General features: G+C 71.8%; 16 protein-coding genes. 13 read left to right on the top strand and 3 right to left on the bottom strand.

Annotation, left to right across the window (positions count from 1 at the left end; translation table 11 throughout):
* Nucleotides 1-10 precede the first annotated feature (10 nt).
* From ACFP1K_RS35010 to aroQ, 7 genes are all read left to right on the top strand, one after another.
* Complete coding sequence (locus ACFP1K_RS35010; protein WP_380761596.1) at nucleotides 11-1,117, top strand: barbiturase; 1,107 nt, start codon at nucleotides 11-13, stop codon at nucleotides 1,115-1,117.
* Nucleotides 1,118-1,570: 453 nt separating this feature from the next.
* Nucleotides 1,571-2,140: an SseB family protein gene (locus ACFP1K_RS35005; RefSeq protein WP_380761594.1), complete on the top strand. Its 570-nt coding sequence runs from the start codon at nucleotides 1,571-1,573 to the stop codon at nucleotides 2,138-2,140.
* Between the two features lie 237 nt (nucleotides 2,141-2,377).
* On the top strand, nucleotides 2,378-2,860 hold the full coding sequence (locus ACFP1K_RS35000) for a prepilin peptidase (RefSeq protein WP_380761592.1): 483 nt from the start codon (nucleotides 2,378-2,380) through the stop codon (nucleotides 2,858-2,860).
* Nucleotides 2,861-2,938: 78 nt separating this feature from the next.
* Nucleotides 2,939-4,117 (top strand): chorismate synthase, encoded by a 1,179-nt coding sequence (gene aroC / locus ACFP1K_RS34995; RefSeq protein ID WP_380761590.1) that lies wholly within the window; start codon nucleotides 2,939-2,941, stop codon nucleotides 4,115-4,117.
* The gene (locus tag ACFP1K_RS34990; protein ID WP_380761588.1) at nucleotides 4,114-4,620 is read left to right on the top strand and encodes a shikimate kinase; all 507 of its coding nucleotides are present in this window, start codon (nucleotides 4,114-4,116) and stop codon (nucleotides 4,618-4,620) included. The genes aroC and ACFP1K_RS34990 overlap by 4 nt, the downstream gene beginning before the upstream one ends.
* Nucleotides 4,621-4,759: 139 nt before the next feature.
* Nucleotides 4,760-5,836, top strand: coding sequence for a 3-dehydroquinate synthase (aroB, locus tag ACFP1K_RS34985; protein WP_380761586.1), 1,077 nt, complete (start codon nucleotides 4,760-4,762; stop codon nucleotides 5,834-5,836).
* A gap of 424 nt (nucleotides 5,837-6,260) precedes the next feature.
* Nucleotides 6,261-6,695 (top strand): type II 3-dehydroquinate dehydratase, encoded by a 435-nt coding sequence (gene aroQ / locus ACFP1K_RS34980; RefSeq protein WP_380761584.1) that lies wholly within the window; start codon nucleotides 6,261-6,263, stop codon nucleotides 6,693-6,695.
* Nucleotides 6,696-6,851: 156 nt separating this feature from the next.
* Here aroQ and ACFP1K_RS34975 read toward each other — a convergent pair whose 3' ends face one another.
* Nucleotides 6,852-8,924, bottom strand: coding sequence for an ATP-dependent DNA helicase (locus tag ACFP1K_RS34975; protein WP_380761633.1), 2,073 nt, complete (start codon nucleotides 8,922-8,924; stop codon nucleotides 6,852-6,854).
* Nucleotides 8,925-9,369: 445 nt separating this feature from the next.
* Between ACFP1K_RS34975 and ACFP1K_RS34970 the strand changes: the two genes are divergently transcribed.
* From ACFP1K_RS34970 to ACFP1K_RS34950, 5 genes are all read left to right on the top strand, one after another.
* Entirely contained in the window at nucleotides 9,370-11,214 is a 1,845-nt protein-coding gene (locus tag ACFP1K_RS34970) for a hypothetical protein (RefSeq protein ID WP_380761582.1), read from the top strand.
* 87 nt (nucleotides 11,215-11,301) lie between these two features.
* Nucleotides 11,302-12,900 carry a Na+/H+ antiporter gene (locus ACFP1K_RS34965; protein ID WP_380761580.1) on the top strand — a complete coding sequence of 533 codons (1,599 nt, stop codon included), beginning with the start codon at nucleotides 11,302-11,304 and terminating at the stop codon, nucleotides 12,898-12,900.
* A 66-nt stretch (nucleotides 12,901-12,966) separates the two neighbouring features.
* Entirely contained in the window at nucleotides 12,967-13,344 is a 378-nt protein-coding gene (locus ACFP1K_RS34960; RefSeq protein WP_380761578.1) for a hypothetical protein, read from the top strand.
* Nucleotides 13,345-13,399: 55 nt separating this feature from the next.
* Complete coding sequence (locus tag ACFP1K_RS34955) at nucleotides 13,400-13,732, top strand: YidH family protein (protein ID WP_380761576.1); 333 nt, start codon at nucleotides 13,400-13,402, stop codon at nucleotides 13,730-13,732.
* Nucleotides 13,729-14,043: a DUF202 domain-containing protein gene (locus ACFP1K_RS34950; protein WP_380761574.1), complete on the top strand. Its 315-nt coding sequence runs from the start codon at nucleotides 13,729-13,731 to the stop codon at nucleotides 14,041-14,043. Before ACFP1K_RS34955 ends, ACFP1K_RS34950 begins: the two co-directional genes overlap by 4 nt.
* Before the next feature lie 95 nt (nucleotides 14,044-14,138).
* Here ACFP1K_RS34950 and ACFP1K_RS34945 read toward each other — a convergent pair whose 3' ends face one another.
* On the bottom strand, nucleotides 14,139-15,269 hold the full coding sequence (locus ACFP1K_RS34945) for a ferritin-like domain-containing protein (protein WP_380761630.1): 1,131 nt from the start codon (nucleotides 15,267-15,269) through the stop codon (nucleotides 14,139-14,141).
* Between the two features lie 97 nt (nucleotides 15,270-15,366).
* On the opposite strand from ACFP1K_RS34945, the gene ACFP1K_RS34940 reads away from it, so the two are divergent.
* Nucleotides 15,367-16,011, top strand: a complete 645-nt coding sequence (locus ACFP1K_RS34940) for a TetR/AcrR family transcriptional regulator C-terminal domain-containing protein (RefSeq protein ID WP_380761572.1) — start codon at nucleotides 15,367-15,369, stop codon at nucleotides 16,009-16,011.
* A 27-nt stretch (nucleotides 16,012-16,038) separates the two neighbouring features.
* Here ACFP1K_RS34940 and ACFP1K_RS34935 read toward each other — a convergent pair whose 3' ends face one another.
* Nucleotides 16,039-17,253: an aggregation-promoting factor C-terminal-like domain-containing protein gene (locus ACFP1K_RS34935; protein WP_380761570.1), complete on the bottom strand. Its 1,215-nt coding sequence runs from the start codon at nucleotides 17,251-17,253 to the stop codon at nucleotides 16,039-16,041.
* Between the last annotated feature and the right edge of the window lie 1,259 nt (nucleotides 17,254-18,512).

Genomic DNA, 18,512 nt, shown 5'->3' with positions numbered 1-18,512 from the left:
TAGAGGACATATGCCGGATCCGATCGAGGTGCGCAAGGTCACCATCGAGAGCGTCACCGATGCCTCCGGGCTGGAGAAGCTGATCGACGAAGGGGTGATCGAGGCCGACCGGGTGCTCGCCGTGATCGGCAAGACCGAGGGCAACGGCGGGGTGAACGACTACACCCGCATCCTTGCCGACCGCGCCTTCCGCGAGGTGCTCGTCGCCAAGGGCACCCGCACGCCCGAAGAGGCCGCACAGGTGCCGCTGGTGTGGTCCGGCGGCACCGACGGGGTGCTCAGCCCGCACGCCACGATCTTCGCCACCGTCGATCCGTCGTCGGTCCCGCCGGGCGACGAGCCGCGGGTGTCCGTGGGTGTGGCGATGAGCGACGTGATCCTTCCCGAGGACATCGGCCGTCCCGCCATGGTGGAGAAGGTCGCCGCCGGGGTGCGCGAGGCCATGAAGGCCGCCGGCATCGAGGACCCCGCCGACGTGCACTACGTGCAGACCAAGACCCCGCTGCTCACCCTGGCCACCATCACCGACGCCAAGTCCCGCGGCCAGGACGTGATCACCGAGGACACCGGCCCGTCCATGGACATCTCCAACTCCACCACCGCCCTCGGCATCGCCGTCGCCCTCGGCGAGATCGAGATGCCGTCCGCCGGCCAGATCCACCGCGACCTGTCTCTGTACTCCAGCGTCGCCTCCTGCTCCTCCGGCGTGGAGTTGGACCGCGCGCAGATCGTCGTCGTCGGCAACGTCCGCGGCATCGGCGGCCGCTACCGCATCGGCCACAGCGTCATGAAGGACGCCCTGGACGCCGACGGCATCTGGGAGGCCATCCGCTCCAGCGGCATAGACCTCCCCGACCGCCCCCACCCCACCGACCTGGCCGGCCGCCTGGTCAACGTCTTCATGAAGTGCGAAGCCGACCCCTCAGGCCGGGTCCGCGGCCGCCGCAACATCATGCTCGACGACTCCGACGTCCACTGGCACCGCCAGATCAAGGCCACCGTGGGCGGCGTGGCCGCCAGCGTGACGGGCGACCCCGCCGTCTTCGTCTCGGTGGCCGCCGTCCACCAGGGCCCCTCCGGCGGCGGCCCGGTGGCCGCCATCGCCGACCTCGGCTGACCCCGCCCGCCCAGGCCACCTGGCCTGGGCGGGCGTTCGGGGGCTTTCCGGCCCCGCGAACGCGGGCGCCCGATGGTCGACGTTAAGGAGATCGACGAGATCAAACCCATCTTCGGTTGGAGTGGATGGGCCCACCCGTTTGTCGTTTCTCCACCGTGTCGACAGTTGCCCACCCGATTCCAGAGGCATCGATCACCGCACGTGGACACCACCCCGCGAACGTGGGCGTCCTCGGCGGACCGCGTCTGCACTCATGGGCGTCATCCCGTGAGTGGGGGCGTTCCTGTGGACTACACCCGCACCAGGCGGCAGCACGCATCACGGTCGCCGGGCTCTAGGACGGCGACCGTGGCGGCGGGACGTGGTGCGGCGAATCCGGCGCCGTCGTACGGCGGCCGGCCGGTCGGCGGGCGGGCCGGAGCCAGGGGGCCCGGGCGGGTAGGCTCCCTGGTCGTGCCGAGCATTCCGCAGCCTCTGGTCCCGGACGACGACGGTGCCGCCGACGCGGCGGTGACGGCCGTGCTGGCCTCCTATGCGGCCGGGGAGGCGGACGCGGCGGCCGTGGTGGCGGCGCTGGCGTCCGTTCGGCTGCTGGTGCCGGTGGTGGCGGTGCTGACCGAGGCCGAGACCGGGGCGGACGGGCTGCGGCGGGAGAAGGAAAGCGAGATGGCGCTGCCGGTGCTGGTCGGGGCGGACGGGAGACGGGCGGTCCCCGCGTTCACCGGCACCGCGGCCCTCCGGCGCTGGCGCCCGGACGCCAGGCCGATCCAGACGCTCACCCCGCAGGTCTGCGGCGCGGCCCTGGGCGAGAACGCCGCCGCCGTGGTGATCGACGTCGCGGGACCGGTGCCGTTCGCCATAGAAGGCCCCCTCCTGCACGCCATGGCCGCCACCGCCCACCCCCTCACCGACCGGCGATCCCTGGACACCCTGATCCACTCCCTGACCCAGCACGCCGAGGTGACCGTCACCCGCCCCGCCAGGCGCCGCCTCCTTCCCCGCTTCCGCCGCCAGGGCCGCTGATCTCCACTAGGGTCTGCGATCGTGTGGCCCTTAGTGATCGCGGCAGGGGTAGCCGGCCTGCTGGTCGGCTCATTCCTCCGCCCCCTGGCGGACGGCTTCGATCCGGAGCCGGAAACAGAGCCGGACGCCCCGCCGAAGGGCCCCCCAGGCGTGGACCGGCCGGCAAGATGGGCTGAAGCACGCACCGCCCTGACACAGGCCCCCCGCAAGTGGCCGGCCTGGAAGTGGCCCCCCTGGGTGGAACTGGGCACGGCAGCCGCCTTCGCAGTGGTCGCCTGGCGCCTCGAAGGCACCCCCTGCATCTGGTCCTGGGCATACGCGGCCCTGGCAGGCTCCCTGCTCTCGGTGATCGACTGGCGAACCCGCAGGCTCCCCGACGTGATCACCCTCCCGTCCTACCCCATCCTCGCCCTCCTCCTCATCCCCACCGGCCACGTGGGACAGGCCCTGCTCGGTGCGCTGGCCCTGGGCGGCGCCTACTTCGTGCTCTGGTACGGCAGACCCGACGCCCTGGGCCTGGGCGACGTCAAGCTCGCCGGCCTGGTGGGAATGCTCACGGGGTCGCTGGGCATGGACCGCTGGCTGACCGCCGCGATGGCAGGCCTGATCCTCGGCGCGCTGTACGCCGTCCTCCTGCTCGCCACCGGCAGAGGCACCCTGAAGACCCAGTTCCCGCTGGGCCCCTTCATCGCGCTCGGAGCCCTCGCCGCCCTGTGGTGACCCGGAGCACCCCCGAGTTGTCCACAGGTGCCCCCGCGACGGCGATGGCAGTCGGCGGTACGTGGAAGACTTGTCACCATGTTGCGCTGGTTGACCGCAGGCGAGTCTCACGGCCCTGAGCTCGTCGCCATCCTGGAGGGGTTGCCCGCCGGGGTCGCCGTGACCACGGCCGGCCTGGAACACGCGCTGGCCAGGCGCCGCCTGGGTTACGGGCGTGGCGCGCGGATGAAGTTCGAGCAGGACGTCGTGACCGTCGTCGGCGGAGTCCGCCACGGCCAGACCCTCGGCAGCCCGGTGGCGATCCGGGTGGGCAACTCCGAGTGGCCCAAGTGGGAGACCGTGATGGCCGCCGACCCGGTCGACCCGGACGTTCTCGCCGCACAGGCCCGCAACGCCCCGCTGTCCCGCCCCCGCCCCGGCCACGCCGACCTCTCCGGCATGCAGAAGTACGGCTTCGACGACGCCCGCCCGGTGCTCGACCGCGCCAGTGCCCGCGAGACCGCCGCCCGGGTGGCTCTCGGCCAGGTCGCCAAGAACTTCCTCAAGCAGGCCCTGGGCGTCGACATCGTCAGCCACGTCGTCTCCATCGGCACCGCCGAGGCCCCGGACGGCGTCGCACCCGGCCCGGACGACCTCGCCGCGATCGACGAGAGCCCCGTCCGCTGCATGGACTCCGCCGCGGGCGACGCCATGGTCGAGGAGATCGACACCGCCAGGCGCGAAGGCGACACCCTCGGCGGCGTCGTCGAGGTCCTGGCGTACGGCCTGCCGCCCGGCCTCGGCAGCTACGTGCACTGGGACCGGCGGCTCGACTCCCGCCTGGCCGCCGCTCTCATGGGCATCCAGGCGATCAAGGGCGTCGCGGTCGGGGACGGCTTCGAGACCGCCCGCCGCCGCGGGTCGCAGGCGCACGACGAGATCGAGAACACCACCGAGGGCGTGCGCCGCATCACCAACCGCGCGGGCGGCGTCGAGGGCGGCATGACCAACGGCGAGCCGCTGCGGGTGCGCGCCGCGATGAAGCCGATCTCCACGGTGCCGAAGGCGCTGTCCACGGTGGACGTCCTCACCGGCGAGCCCGCCAAGGCGATCAACCAGCGGTCGGACGTGTGCGCGGTGCCCGCCGCCGGCATCGTGGCCGAGGCCATGGTCGCGCTGGTGCTCGCGGACGCCGCCGTCGAGAAGTTCGGCGGCGACTCCGTGGAGGAGGTCGCCCGCAACCTGTCCGGATACCTCTCCTCGATGGTGATCAAGTGACCAGTCCCAGAGCTGTGCTGATCGGCCCGCCCGGGTCGGGCAAGTCCACCGTCGGCCGCCTGGTCGCCGAGCGCCTCGGCACCGGTTTCCGCGACACCGACACCGACGTCGAGACCGTGGCGGGCAAGGCCGTCGCCGACATCTTCGTCGACGACGGCGAGGAGCGCTTCCGCGAGCTCGAGGCCGAGGCCGTGCGCCGTGCGCTCGCCGAGCACGACGGCGTCGTGTCCCTCGGCGGCGGCGCCGTGCTCGACCCCGCGACCCGTGAGCTGCTGGCCGGCCACTTCGTGGTCTACCTCCAGGTGGGCCTGTCCGACGCCGTCAAGCGCGTCGGCCTCGGCTCGGCCCGGCCGCTGCTGGTGCTCAACCCCCGCAGCCGCCTCAAGCAGCTGATGGAGGAGCGCCGCCCGGTCTACGAGGCCCTCGCCTCCCTCACGATCGCCACCGACGACCGCGACCCGGCCGACATCGCCGACGAGATCGTCAAGGAGCGCCCGTCGTGACCCACCCAGCCACGATCCGGCACCGGGCCACCGGCCGGAGCCCGATCGCACGGAGCCCGATCGCACGGAGCCCGATCGCACGGAGCCCGATCGCACGGAGCCCGATCGCACGGAGCCCGATCGCACGGAGGTCGCGAGCATGACCAGCACGCGTATCACGGTCAAGGGGGAGCGGCCGTACGACGTGGTCGTCGGGACGGGTGTGCTGTCCGAGCTGCCCGGCCTGCTCGGTGAGGAGGTGCGGACGGTCGCGGTGGTCCACCCCGCCAGCCTGCCCGAGATCTCCCGCCCGGTCTGCGGCGCGCTGGAGTCGGCGGGGTACATCGTGGTCGGGCTGCCGGTGCCGGACGGCGAGCGGGCCAAGTCCGTGGACGTCGCCGCCGAGCTGTGGTCGGCCTTCGGCCGCTACGGCGTGACCAGGTCCGACGCCGTGGTAGGCGTCGGCGGCGGCGCCACCACCGACCTCGCGGGCTTCGCCGCCGCCACGTGGCTGCGTGGCATCAAGGTCGTCCAGATGCCCACCACGCTGCTCGGCATGGTCGACGCGGCCGTCGGCGGCAAGACCGGCATCAACACCCCCGAGGGCAAGAACCTCGTCGGTTCGTTCCATCCGCCGTCCGGCGTCCTGTGCGACCTCGCCACCCTGGTCTCGGTCCCCCGTGACGACTACGTCGCCGGCCTGGCCGAGGTCATCAAGGGCGGCTTCATCGCCGACCCCACCATCCTTCTCCTGGTGGAAGACGATCCCGAGGACGCCAGGCTCCCCGAAGGCCGACACACCCGCGCCCTGATCGAACGCAAGATCCAGGTCAAAGCCGACGTGGTAGGCGCCGACCTCAGGGAATCCGGCGTCCGCGAGATGCTCAACTACGGCCACACCCTGGCCCACGCCATCGAACGCGTAGAGGACTACCACATGCGCCACGGCGAAGCCGTGTCCATAGGCATGGTCTACGCCGCCGAACTCTCCCACCTCTCCGGCCACGCCCCCCTGACCCTGGTCCAGCGCACCCGCGACATCCTCACCTCCGTAGGCCTCCCCACCGCCTACCGCCACGAGGCCTGGCCCGAACTCCGCGACCACATGCGAGTCGACAAAAAAAACCGAGGCACCCACCGCCGCTTCGTAATCCTCAACGACGTCGCCCAGGTAACCCGCCTGGAAGACCCCCCCGAGGACCTCCTGGAGGAGGCCTACAGAAAAATCGCCCGCTAACGCGGCAGGTGGCCGCCCACCGGGGCCGGGTGGCAAGTCGGTGGCTCCTCAGCCCAGCCGACAATCCGTTGGTCGCTCGGGTCGGACGGCAAGCCGTTTGCCCAGGCTGAGTAGCGAATCAGCGGTTGCTCGGCGCGGGTGACGAGCGGCTGGTTGCTGGGGTCGGTGGCGAGCTGGTGGATGCTTGGCGCGGGTGACGGGTCGATGGCTGTTCGGTGTGGACGGTGACTCGGTTCTCGGGGGGGCACGGTTGAGTGAACCCAGGTCTACGACACCCGGGAGTTCCGGGTCCACGGCGCTCGGAGCCTTCGGCCCGGGACCCCCGGGGGATTCGGCGCCGGGGCGGTGGGACGTGGTGTGGTGGGGGCGTCGGTGGGGGGCGGTAAGTGTTGTTTAGTCGGTGGTTCGGTTAGGAGGGGTTGTGATGAGGGCGGTATTGGTGTTGAACGGGCCTAATCTTTCGCGGCTTGGGACTCGGGAGCCGGATGTTTACGGGGCGGAGACGCTGGAGGATCTGGCGGCGTTGTGCCGGAAGGCCGGGGGGGAGCTGGGGCTGGATGTCGACTTCAGGCAGACCGATGATGAGGCTGAGTTGGTGTCCTGGTTGCATGAGGCGGCCGATGGGGCGATTCCGGTGGTGTTGAATCCGGCGGCGTTCACGCACTACTCGTACGCGGTGCGGGATGCCATCGCGCAGCGGAGGGCGCCTCTGGTGGAGGTGCACATCTCCAATCCGGCGGCTCGGGAGGAGTTCCGGCACACATCGGTGGTCGCGGCGGTCGCGACCGGGACCATCGCCGGATTCGGTCTGCGATCCTACGAGCTCGCCCTCCGGGCCATCGCCGAGACGGCCTCCTGACCTGGGCAGTACTTCTCGGGCCGGGTGCCGCCTGCGTCCACGGCGGTGGCGGCTTGCCGTGGACGCGTATCGCCGCCTATGGCTTTGCTCGCGTGGGGCGGTACGGCGGGTTGACGCCGGGCGCTTTTCTGAGCGTCCGGCGTCCCTTGCGTGGTGTCAGGTTGTGGTGAGGCGGCGGAGGGCAGCGCGGACTTTCGCGGGGTCGTCGGTGGTCCAGAAGGGGGGGAGGGAGGCGCGGAGGTAGGGGGCGTAGCGGGCGGTGGCCAGGCGGGGGTCCAGGACGGCTACCACGCCTTTGTCTGAGTGGCGGCGGAGGAGGCGGCCGGCGCCTTGGGCCAGGAGGAGGGCGGCGTGAGTGGCGGCCACGGTCATGAAGCCGTTGCCGCCCTTGGCGGCCACGTGGCGCTGGCGGGCGGAGGTCAGGGGGTCGTCGGGGCGGGGGAAGGGGATGCGGTCGATGATCACCAGGCTCAGGGAGGGGCCGGGGACGTCGACGCCTTGCCACAGGGACAGGGTGCCGAACAGGCACGTCGCCGGGTCGTCGGCGAAACGTTGCACCAGGAGGGACGTGGAGTCGTCTCCCTGGCAGAGCAACGGGACGCCGATCCGGTCCCGGAGGGCCTCGGTGGCGGCTTTGGCGGCCCGCATGGAGGAGAACAGGCCCAGTGTGCGGCCGCCGGCGGCCTCGATCAGCTCGGCGATCTCGTCGAGGTACGCCTGCGGCAGGCCCTCCCGGCCGGGTTGGGGCAGATGCCGCGCGAGGTAGAGGATGCCGCTGCGGGCGTGGTCGAACGGCGACCCGACGTCCAGGCCGGTCCACCCCTTCGCCCGCGGCGGCCCTTCCTTCTCGCTCGCGCTCGTGCCCTCGTCCGTGCTCCTGCTGTCGGCGGCGCTGCCACCGTCGCCCGAGGCGGGGGTGTCGTCGTCCTGGGGCGCGGGGGAAGGGGAGCCGGTTTCGGGGGAGGGGCCGTCGGGGCGGGGCGGGCCCAGGCCCCACTGGCGGGCCATGCCCTCGAAGGTGCCGCCGAGGGCGAGGGTGGCGCTGGTGAGGATCACGGTGCGGTCGGCGAAGAGTTTGTCGCGGAGCATGCCGCCCACGGTGAGGGGGGCGACGCGGAGGACGGGGGGGCGGCGGTCGGTGGCGGCGTCCAGCCAGACGACTTCGGCGCGGTCCACCTCGGACTCGACGCCGAAGGCCTCGAGGATGCGGGCCGCGGTGTCGTGGATCTCGTCCAGCGCGGTGAAGGCGGCCTTGCGCTGGCCGGCCTTCTCGGGGTCGTCGCGGTCGGCGCCGCGGGGACCGAGGGCGGTGACGCAGGCGAAGGCGGCGTCACGGATGACGCTCAGGGTGACGCCGAGGACGCCGGGCAGTGTGTCCAGCCGCCCGGGTGGCGCCACGGCGAGCAGCGCCTTCAGGTCCTCGCCGGCCTCCTGCAGCCGGTCGGCGACCGACTGCTCGATGAGCCGCCCCACCCGGCGCACGGCCATCGCGACGGCGGCCTCGGACAACTCGTCGGTGACGACGGAGGTGACCCGGTCGACCAGCTCATGCGCCTCGTCGACCACGACCACGTCGTGGTCGGGCAGCACCGCGAAGTCCTCCATCGCGTCGATGGCCAGCAGCGCGTGGTTGGTGACCACCACGTCGACCTGCCCGGCCCGCTCCCTGGCCCGCTCGGCGAAGCACTCGGCCCCGCTCGGGCATCGCTGCGCGCCGAGGCACTCGCGGGCGCTCACCGAGAACTGCCGCCAGGCCTGCTCGTTGACCCCCGGGACCAGCTCGTCCCGGTCGCCGGTCTCGGTCTCCTCGGCCCAATCCTGGATGCGCTGGACCATGCGCCCGGTGGCGCTGATGTCGCGCGGGTCGAAAAGGCCTTCCTCTTCGTCGTCGGGCCACCCGGCGGTCGCCTTGTAACGGCAGAGATAGTTCCGCCTTCCCTTCAGGATGGCGAATTGTGGCTCGTGGGGCAGGAGGTCCGCCAGGGACTCCGCCAGCCGGGGAAGATCGCGGTCGACGAGCTGGCGCTGCAGCGCGATGGTGGCCGTCGAGACCACGACCGCGCTGTCCGACTCGATGGCGTGCCGCAGGGCGGGCACGAGATAGGCCAGCGACTTGCCGGTGCCGGTGCCCGCCTGCACGGCGACATGCTCGTCGTGCTCGATGGCGTGGCGCACCGCCTGCGCCATTTTGACCTGGCCGGGCCGCTCGGCACCGCCAAGACCGGACACGGCCGCGCTCAGCAGCCGTTCTACCTGCGGGAGGTCGCCCTCCTGTTCGTCGGCGCCGAGGTCGTCGAGGTCGTCGGCCGGGTCGCCGGATGCGCTGTGGGAGTCGTCGAGCACGGCATGAAACGCTACCCGTCCCCGGAGGGTCGCCGTGCCGGGTTGTGGACGACGGATCGCGGGGGCGTTCCGGGTCCATCTCGGCATTCCGGAACCCGTGCGGCGATCGGCGTGGCACACTGGCGTGGCCGGGTCCTGGGGGTCAAAGACGATCTACTGTTTCGCGTGCCCCGATCCGGGGGGCGAGGTGCGAGAAGGGCCACACTGGTCAGCCATGTCGGTGATGCTTACGGTTCGGTAGGGTTTCCTGAGGTCGAGTGGACGAATAAAGGCTGGTTAAAGCACGATGTCTGCCATGTCGGAAGTTGTCCCACTGCCATCCTTTGGTGAGGTGTTCTTCGACGCCCGTGGTCAGGAGCGGGTTCTGCGGGTCACCTGGCACGAGGGGACGCTCGTTCTCAGCCTCTGGCGGGGCGAGATGTGCACCGCCAGTTTCCGCATGCCCATGGAGGACGTCGGCCGTCTGCTGGACACCCTGGACGTCGGCTACTCCGAGGCGGGCGGGCAGTACGCCGAGGACGATTATCCACAGGAGGACTACGCCGACGACGGCGAGCGGTACGCGGGCGAGGACGCCGAGCCCGAGGAGTACGCCGACTACGCCGACTATCCCGGCACCGGGCAGTACGCGCGCCCGCCGCGCGGGGAGGCCGCGCGCGCGGCCGCGCTCGGCCCGAAGGACGTACTCGTGGCGCGCGGCTCGACCTCGGACCGTCTCGTCGCCTCCCAGGGCGCCCCGGCCCACCAGCTGCCGCCCATGCCCAGCACGGGCGCACAGGCCGTCCCCCCGGCTCCGGCCTATCCGCCCCGCGATCCCGCCTACGCCGCCGACGCCCGCGAGGCCGCCTACCCGGCCGACGCCCGCGAAGCCGCGTATCCTCCGGGCGCGCGGGAGGCTGCTTATCCTGTCGACGCCCGCGAGGCCGCTTACGCCGCCGACGGCCGCGAGGCCCCCTACGCCGCCGACGGCCGTCCGGTACCGGCGCGTCCCGGCGACCAGTGGTCTCCGGCGGGCGTGCCCGCCGACCAGGTGGCGCATCCCGACTTCACCCCGCCCTCGGGGTTCACCCTCGCCGAGCCCGCCGCCGAGCCCTCCCGGCCCCGCCGGCGCACGGCCGCGGAAGGCGAGTTCCCGCCGCGGTCCGGCCGCGGTGACCACGCGACCGGCCCCGCCGCCGGTCACGGCGTCCCGGCCCAGTACGGCGCCCCGAGCGCCGAGTACGGCGCGCAGGGCGGCGTCCCCCAGTACGCCGCGCCGGGTTCCGCGCCCGAGTACGCGGCCCCGTCCGGCCGGGCCCCGGAGTACGCCGGCCCGTCCGGCCAGGCCCCCGAGTACGCCACCCCGTCCGGCCAGGCCGCCGAGTACGGCGCCCCCTCCGGCCAGGCCGCCGAGTACGGCGCCCCCGGCGAGTACGCCCCCCCGGCCGGCTACGGCGGCCAGCCCCCCGGCTACGGCATCCCCCCGGCAGGGGACTACGGCCCGGACGGTTACGGGCCCTCTCGCACGTACGGCACCCCGGCCGAGCAGGGCCCGGGTGACGCCGACGGCTTCGGCAGGCCGCACGAGGGGGGCTACACCACCCCGCCCCTCGACTACTCGGCCCCGCCGGACTACCGCTCCGCCCCCGAGTACGAGCCCGGCTACGGATCGGCCCCCGGCTACCCCCCGGAGTACGGCTCCGCCCCCGACTACGGCACTACGCAGCGCTACACCCCGGACTACACCGCGTCGCCCGAGTACGGCTCCGCCCCCGAGTACCGCGCCCCCGCTCCCGAATACGGCCCCCCGCCCGGCTACCCCCCGGGCCCCGGCTACGGCACCGCGTCCGAGTTCCCCCAGGGGGCCGAGTACGGCCGCTACCAGGACGCCGTCCCCCGGGAGAACATGATCGTCAACGACGCGCTGCCCTTCGACCCCCGGCAGCCCGCCGACCCGTCGTCCTACCCGCCGCGCGTCCCCCCGCAGTCGGCCGTCGACCCCGCCGACCCCCTCGGCCTCGGCTCCATGGCCCCCCCGCCCGACTCCACCGACCCGCAGCTCTCCCGCCCGTACGTCCACGAGCCGATGTTCAGCACAGGTGAACGCGTCCGTCCCGACGGCCAGCCCTATCACCCCGAGGACGCGGGCCGTTACCCGGACGAGCGTCCCTACCCGCAGGAGAAGCGCGACTGGTGACCCGGCGCCTCGGCCGGGCGCCTCCCTGTCCACAGCAGGGTGGGGGAGGGGATCGCCGAGGTTCGGGCGGACATATTCTGGCGGGCGATGAATATCTCAACGGCGCTTCAGGCGCTCGTGTTGGTCGCCGGAGCGGTGACGGTGGCGGGCGTCGCCCGGTGGCGCGGGTGGCCGGCGCCGCTGCTGCTCGTACTGGCGGGGCTGGCCGGGTCGTACGTGATGTCGACCTTCTTCCCGGGCGGGCCCCGGTATGTGCTCGACCCGGAGGTCGTGCTGCTGGTGTTCCTGCCGCCTCTGCTGTACTCGGCGGCGCTGGAGAGCAGTTACCTGCGGTTGCGGGACGTGAGCCGGTCCGTCGGGCTGTTGTCGGTGGGCCTGGTGTTGTTCAGCACGGCGGTGGTCGCGGTGTTGCTGCGGTTCATGGTGCCGGACATGCCGCTGGCGGCGGCGTTCGCGCTCGGGGCGATCGTGGCGCCGCCGGACGCGGTGGCGGCCGTGGCGGTGGCGCGGCGGTTCGGGCTGCCGCGCAAGGTGATCACCATCCTGGTGGGGGAGAGCCTGTTCAACGACGCCACCGCGCTGACCGCGTACCGCGTGGCCGTCGCGGCGGCGGCCGGTGAGGGGATCAGCCTGCTGAGCGGGTCGGGGCGCTTCCTGTACGCCGCCGGGGCCGGGCTGCTCATCGGGTACGTGCTGGCGGAGGCGTTCGGGCGGCTGTTCGACCGGGTGCGGGACCCGCTGGTCACCAACACGGTCTCGCTGATGCTGCCGTTCGTGTCGTACCTGGCCGCGGAGGCCGTGCACGCGTCCGGGGTGCTCGCGGTGGTGGTGGTCGGTGTGCTCCTCGGGCACCGGGTGAACCGCGCGAACTACGGCACGCGGCTGGTGTCGTACTCGGTGTGGAAGGTGCTCGACTTCTTCCTGGAGATCATCGTCTTCGTGCTGATCGGCCTCCAGTTGCCGCTGATCCTGCAGGGGCTGGGCGGGGAGAACCCCTGGCGTCTGGCGGGGTACGGCTTGGCGGTGTTCGCGGCGGTGGTGGCGGCCCGGGTGATCTGGACGGCGGCCACCACGTTCCTGCCGCGGTTGTCCCGGCGGGTCAGGGAGAGCGGGCCGAGGCACTCGTTCGCGCACGTGGCGGTGATCAGCTGGGCCGGTATGCGGGGGGTGGTGTCGCTGGCCGCCGCGTTCGCCCTGCCGGACGGCTTTCCGTACCGCAACCTGCTGCTCTTCCTCACGTTCGTCGTCGTGATCGGCACGCTGCTGGTGCAGGGCCTGTCGTTCCCGATGCTGATCAGGAGGCTCGGCATCACCGGGGACCAGGACATCTACCGCGACAACCTGTCGGAGGCGGCGGCGCAGCAGGCGGCGGCGACGGCCGCGCTGGCCCGGCTGGACGAGCTGACCGGTGACGGCGTGCTGGAGACCCACGCCGAGGTGGTCGACCGGCTACGCAGTCTGGCCGAGCGCCGGGCGATGGGGGCCTGGGAGCGGCTCGGCGGCGGCGTCGGCATGGACGGCGAGGAGACGCCGAGCGCGCTGTACCGCAGGCTGCGGCGCGCCATGCTGGACGCCGAGCGCGACGTGCTGGTGCGCATGCGGGACGAGCGCCGCATCGACGACGAGGTGCTGCGGCGGGTGACGCGGGAACTGGACTACGAGGAGGCCACCCTCGCGCGGGAGTAGCGCGGGGCGGGAGATCTCGATGATCGTCCACCCTCGCGGATGACCGCTGTTGGCTAGGGTCGGGACATGCGATTCTTCCCCCGTGCCGCTTTCGCCATATCCGCCGCCGTAGCAGTCACCGTCCTCAGCACCGGATGCAGCACGCTGGACAAGGCGCAGGGCTGCGTCGAGGCCAACAAGGTCATCAGTGAGACCGCCGCCAAGATCAGCGGGCTGATCAACGACCCCGCGGCCATGGAGGACGCGCTGAAGGACGGCGCGTCCAAGCTGAACGACGTGGCCGACAAGGCGGGGAACACCACCCTGAACGACGCGCTGCAGAACCTCGCCGACAGCCTGAACAAGCTGGACGTGAACAACGCCGCGGACGCCGCCCAGGCGGCCCAGAAGGTCGCGACCGACGCCGCGCAGGCGCTGCGGACCGTGGCCGAGGAGTGCACCTGACCTGCGCGTACCCCGGAATCTCTAGGGGAAATGGTCGCCAATTAGCCTGGCTGCCATGGAAGAGGAGCCCGACCCACGGTTCACGCTGGCCAACGAACGCACGTTCCTCACCTGGTTGAGCACCTCGCTGGCGCTGAGCGCCGCCGGGGTGGCGATGGCCGCCGTCCCACGGGACGTCTTCGTCCCGTGGGTGCGGATGGCGCTCTCGGTGGTCCTGGCGGTGCTGGCGACCCTGGCCGCCGTCCTCGCCTACCCCCGCTGGCGCCGCGTCCAGATCGCGCTCCGCCGCGGCGCGCCGATCCCCGCCCTGGCCCTGGCTCCTGTGTTCGGCTACGGCGTCGCGGCCGTCGCCCTGCTGGCACTCGTGCTGATCGTGGTGGCCAGATGACGTCCGCCGGGATGGGGTCGCATCGTGAGCGCACGCTGCTGGCCTGGATCCGCACAGGCGTGGCTCTGGCCGCGGGCGGGCTGCTCGCCGCCGGCGCGGTGGGCCGCCACTTCCACGACGGCCGTGCCGCCGCCCCCTTCGTCCTGGCCGCCCTGTGCGGCGCCGTCCTGCTGACTCGCACGGGCCTACGCCACCGCCGCACCGAACCGGAGGGCCTCGCCGCGGACCCCCGCCCCGACGCGCTCCTCGCCTGGCTCGGCACCCTCGCCATCGCGACGGGAGCCCTGGTGCTCGCGCTGATCCCCGGCTGACCGGCCGGCCGCCGTACGGGCGGCGCCGGATCCGCCGTACCGGCGCCGAAGGAGGTGCTCCGGGCGGGACGGCGAGCGTCCCCGCCCGGTTCGGGTCAGTGCTCGGGGGGAGGGTCGCCGGCGCCCAGGGAGATGGTGGCGGATACCTCTTCGGCGCGGGCTTCCTGTTCGGTGGCGAAGCGTTCGGCGTCTAGTTTGTCGGCTATGTCCTCGTCTTGGCGCATCAGGGTGTCCAGGTTCTGGCCGGCCATGTCCAGGACGCCCATGTCGGCGTAGGCCTTCTGGAGGCGTTCGCTCCACAGGCCGATGTCCTTGACGCAGGGGACGATGCGGCTGAACAGCAGGGAGCGGAACAGGCGGAGGTACTGGGACTCGTCGACGGCCCGCATGGCGTCCTTGACCTCTTGGGGGGAGAGGCCGAGGTTCTCCCACTGCTCGACGCCGCGCAGGCGGTCGCGCATCAGGTAGCAGCCCTCGATGACGAAGTCCTCGCGTTCGCGGCGCTCGGCCTCGGTGAGGTTCTTGTAGTAGTCGCGCAGGGCCATGCGGCCGAAGGCGACGTGCCGGGCCTCGTCCTGCATGACGTAGGCGAGGATCTGCTTGGGGAGGGGCTTGGTGGTGATGTCGCGCATCACGCCGAAGGCGGCCAGGGCCAGGCCCTCGATGAGCACCTGCATGCCGAGGTAGGGCATGTCCCAGCGTGAGTCGCTGAGGGTGTCGTCCAGGAGGGACTTGAGGTACTTGTTGATGGGGTACGCGATGCCGACCTTCTCCTGCAGGAACCGGGCGTACGTCTCGGCGTGCCGGGCCTCGTCCATGGTCTGCGTGGCGGCGTAGAACTTGGAGTCCAGGTCGGGCACCGACTCCACGATGCGGGCCGAGCAGATCATCGCGCCCTGCTCGCCGTGCAGGAACTGCGAGAACTGCCAGGACGCGCCGTGCCGCCTGACCTCTTTGCGCTGTTTCTCGTCCATCCGGTGCCACAGGGGCGTGTCGTAGATGGCGATGGACTGGTCGGGGATGCCCAGCACGTCGTACGGGTCGACCTCAAGGCCCCAATCGATGCGCTTGACCGAGTCCCACTGCTTGTCCTTGCCCTTTTGGTACAAGGCCAGCATGCGGTCGCGGCCGTCGTCGTACTCCCAGGTGAACCGGGTGGAGCCGGCCATCTCCACATCCCAGGTGGAGAGCTCGGCGGGAATTGTGTAGAGCTCGTGGGTCGACACGGTGGCCTCCAACAGGACGTACACGTACACCGTACGTACAATTGGAGAGTGACACGTACGCTGTACGTGCGTCAATCGGCCAGGAGATAATGACCTTATGCCGCCCCTTACCCGAGCCCGGATCGTCAGCGCCGCCATCGACCTGATCGAGCGGGAGGGGGCCGACGCGATCTCGATGCGGCGGATCGCGGCCGGCCTCGGCGTCGGCGTCATGTCGCTGTACAACCACATCCCCAACAAGGCCGCGCTGCTGGACGCGGTGGCCGAGTCGGTGCTGTCGCAACTGGCCTTCACCGACGACCCCGACGCGCACTGGACCGAGCGCGTGCGCATCCAGGCCAGGGCGTTCCGGCAGATCGCGCACCACTACCCGCGCTCCACCATGGTCGTGGTGAGCCGTCAGCTGCAGTCGACGGCGGGGCTGCTGCCGGTGGAGCGCGCCCTCGCCACGCTGCGCGAGGCGGGCTTCGAGGCCAAGGACGCGGTGCACATCCTGCGCACGTTCATCGCCTTCATCGTCGGGTCCCTGCTGCGGGAGGTGGGCGTGACGCCGACCTTCGCCCCCACGCTGCGCCCCGACGCGCGCGTCGTGGACGTGGATCCCGTGCTGTTCCCCGAGGTGGACGCCATGTCGGGGTTCTTCGCGGCCTACGACCACGAGGAGACGTTCGAGTACGGCCTCGACCTGTTGATCAAGTCGATCGCGGTGCGGCTGGAGGAGTGCAGGAGCGCCCGGGGGTGACCCGGGCGCTCCCGCTGTGACGTTCTCTCAGTACCAGTTGTGCGACCGGAAGTGGCCCCACGCTCCGCAAGGATTGCCGTAACGGCCCTTGATGTACTTCAGCCCCCACCTGATCTGGGTCGTGGGGTTGACGCGCCAGTCGTGCCCGACGCCGAGCATCTTGTTGCCCGGCAGCGCCTGCGGGATGCCGTAGGCCCCCGAGGACGGGTTCTGCGCGCGGTGGTTCCAGTTGCTCTCCCGGGTCCACAGGCTGTCCAGGCACCGGAACTGCGACATGGGCCAGGCCCGCTGGGCGACCAGCCGGTAGGCGATCACCTTGTTCCTGCCCTGCGGCGCCCGTGCGAGCGCCCGGACATGCTTCCGGGCCGTCGAGGTCTTCGCGGTTCTCGCGACCTTGGCCGTCTTCGCGGTCCTTACGGTCTTCGCGGCCTTGGCCCTAGCGACCTTGCCCGTCTTCACGGCTTTGGCTGCCTTCACGGCTTTGGCTGCTTTCACAGCCTTGGCCGCCTTGACGGCGTTGGCTGCCTTGACGGCGTTGGCTGCCTTCACGGCCTTGGCCGCCTTCACGGCCTTGGCCGCCTTCACGGCCTTGGCCGCCTTGACGGCTTTGCTCATCTTTACGGCCTTCACGGCCGTGACGGCCTTGCCCGTCTTCGCGGCCTTCGCGGTCGTGACGGCCTTGGCGCTCTTCGCTGCCTTCAGTTCGGCGGTCGCGGACTTCACGGCCGTGGACGCGGTGGCCGCGGTCTTCGCGGCCCGGGCTTTCGCGGTGGCGGTTCTCGCCGTTCCCGCGGAGTTCGCCTTCGCGGTCCGCGCGGCCTTGGCCATCCTGACGCGGGCCTTCACCGGTGTGGTGTGGCGGGCCTTCGCCGTCCTGGCGAGCCGCGGTGTGGCGGCGGCGGGGCGGGTGGCCGGGGCGTCGGCGGTGGCCGACACCGGGGCCGCGGGTGACGCGGCCGGGATCCTGAGTCCGGCCCTCATGCCGATCGGCGGGCCGGCGAGGTCGAGAACCGTGCCCGGGTCGGCGAGTGCCGGGAGCACGGCGCCGTCCGGTTGGACGGCGGGTACGGTGCCGTCCGGTTGGACGGCGATCATGGTGCCGTCCGGTTGGACGGCGGTCGCGGGAGTGCTGATGCCGGTTATGAGCGGTTCGGCGGGGCCGGTGACGGCCTCGGCCTCGTCGGCCCCGGTCAGAGCCTGGGCCGTGTCGGCGGCTCCGTGCAGGGCCGCGGCGGCGATCACGACCACGACTGCGCTACGGAAAGCGCGGGTTCTCTCCAAAGTGGTCCTATTCATCGGGTCGCGTGCGGAGAGCGGCCGCATGGAGACGGCCGTCGCATCCCTGCGCGTGTGGCCCGCGCGCGGGGACGTCCGCGCGGCCGGTCCGGAATCTGGAGAGGCACGTTTCTTGTGCCCCCCGGACGGCGCCGCGACGTGTCCTACGGCGGTTTCTAACGGCGTCCCGCCCCGCGCACCGCGATCGGGGACACGCCGCAGCCACTTGTTTGCGATCACGGCGGCACATCTCTGCCGTCCCGCGGGCCCCCGTTGGCCCGCCTCGCGCCCGACATGATCATGCACTGGCGGGAAAATGCCATGACCTTGAGGTTTCGCCAGCACATGCCGGAAAAATCAGGAGGGACGCCCCCTCGTGCCCGGCGCGTCGAGGACAACAGGACCACCACGCAACGCATCACCGGACGCCCAAAGCTGTTCGCGTCATCCTTGGTGCTGTGTGCATCGGCGCCGCAAGGTGACGTCCCCCGAAGTGGTGTAACTCCTGGGGATCTTCGTGAAGGGTGTCGATGGCCCGCCACCTGGCGCCTAGGGCGGCGCGTTCATGATCACGGCCTCGGAAATCACACCACCTGGCGGGACGTCACCCGCCGCAACGGCGGCAAGGTGCTGTTTTCGTCATCCTTGGTGCTGTGTGCATCGGCGCCGCGACGGCGGGACGTTGTACGGCGAATCCGGCGCCGCGTACGGCGCCTGGCCCGCGTCTGCGTGTTTCCACCCGGACGGTTTCGCGGTCGGTGGCCGGGGAGGCTGCGGTCGACCGCCGGGGCTGTGTCGCTGAGCATCCGTCGACGCGCGCGGAGGGACGGGGAGCCGGGTTGGGGGCGTGGACCGGGTCAGGGGGGCATGGACCGGGACGTGTCGCGGTGGAGCATGGTGAGCCCGGCAGGGCGCCGGGGGGGCGGGGGTGTCCCCCGCATGAGCACAGCCCTCGCGCCTTCCGCGCGGAGCGCGTCCTCCGCGAGGACCATTTCACCGGCGCCGCGCACACCACGGGTTGCCCGCCGTACGGCGGCGCCGACTTCGCCGTACATCGTCGCGCCGTCGCGGCGCCGGTTGGGACGGGTCCATAGGGGCCGGTGTCACGGGTGGGAGGTCCGGGTTGGGACGGGCTCCCGGGGTGTCGCGGGGTGGGATGTCGCGATGGGGGACGGGTCCCCGGAGGTGTCGTGGGTGGAGGTGTCAGGGTGGGGGCGGGTCGGTTG

Source organism: Sphaerisporangium aureirubrum (assembly GCF_042658925.1).
Classification (GTDB): Bacteria; Actinomycetota; Actinomycetes; order Streptosporangiales; family Streptosporangiaceae; genus Sphaerisporangium; species Sphaerisporangium aureirubrum.
The sequence above is the reverse complement of the archived record's forward strand: the minus strand, read 5'-3'. Positions and strand labels throughout refer to the sequence as shown.

Bases quoted from the DNA above. Each gene is read 5' to 3' on its own strand.
- ACFP1K_RS35010 (WP_380761596.1), top strand. From the start codon at position 11: ATGCCGGATCCGATCGAGGTGCGCAAGGTCACCATCGAGAGCGTCACC.
- aroC (WP_380761590.1), top strand. From the start codon at position 2,939: ATGTTGCGCTGGTTGACCGCAGGCGAGTCTCACGGCCCTGAGCTCGTC.
- aroB (WP_380761586.1), top strand. From the start codon at position 4,760: ATGACCAGCACGCGTATCACGGTCAAGGGGGAGCGGCCGTACGACGTG.
- aroQ (WP_380761584.1), top strand. From the start codon at position 6,261: ATGAGGGCGGTATTGGTGTTGAACGGGCCTAATCTTTCGCGGCTTGGG.
- ACFP1K_RS34965 (WP_380761580.1), top strand. From the start codon at position 11,302: ATGAATATCTCAACGGCGCTTCAGGCGCTCGTGTTGGTCGCCGGAGCG.
- ACFP1K_RS34960 (WP_380761578.1), top strand. From the start codon at position 12,967: ATGCGATTCTTCCCCCGTGCCGCTTTCGCCATATCCGCCGCCGTAGCA.
- ACFP1K_RS34955 (WP_380761576.1), top strand. From the start codon at position 13,400: ATGGAAGAGGAGCCCGACCCACGGTTCACGCTGGCCAACGAACGCACG.
- ACFP1K_RS34950 (WP_380761574.1), top strand. From the start codon at position 13,729: ATGACGTCCGCCGGGATGGGGTCGCATCGTGAGCGCACGCTGCTGGCC.
- ACFP1K_RS34940 (WP_380761572.1), top strand. From the start codon at position 15,367: ATGCCGCCCCTTACCCGAGCCCGGATCGTCAGCGCCGCCATCGACCTG.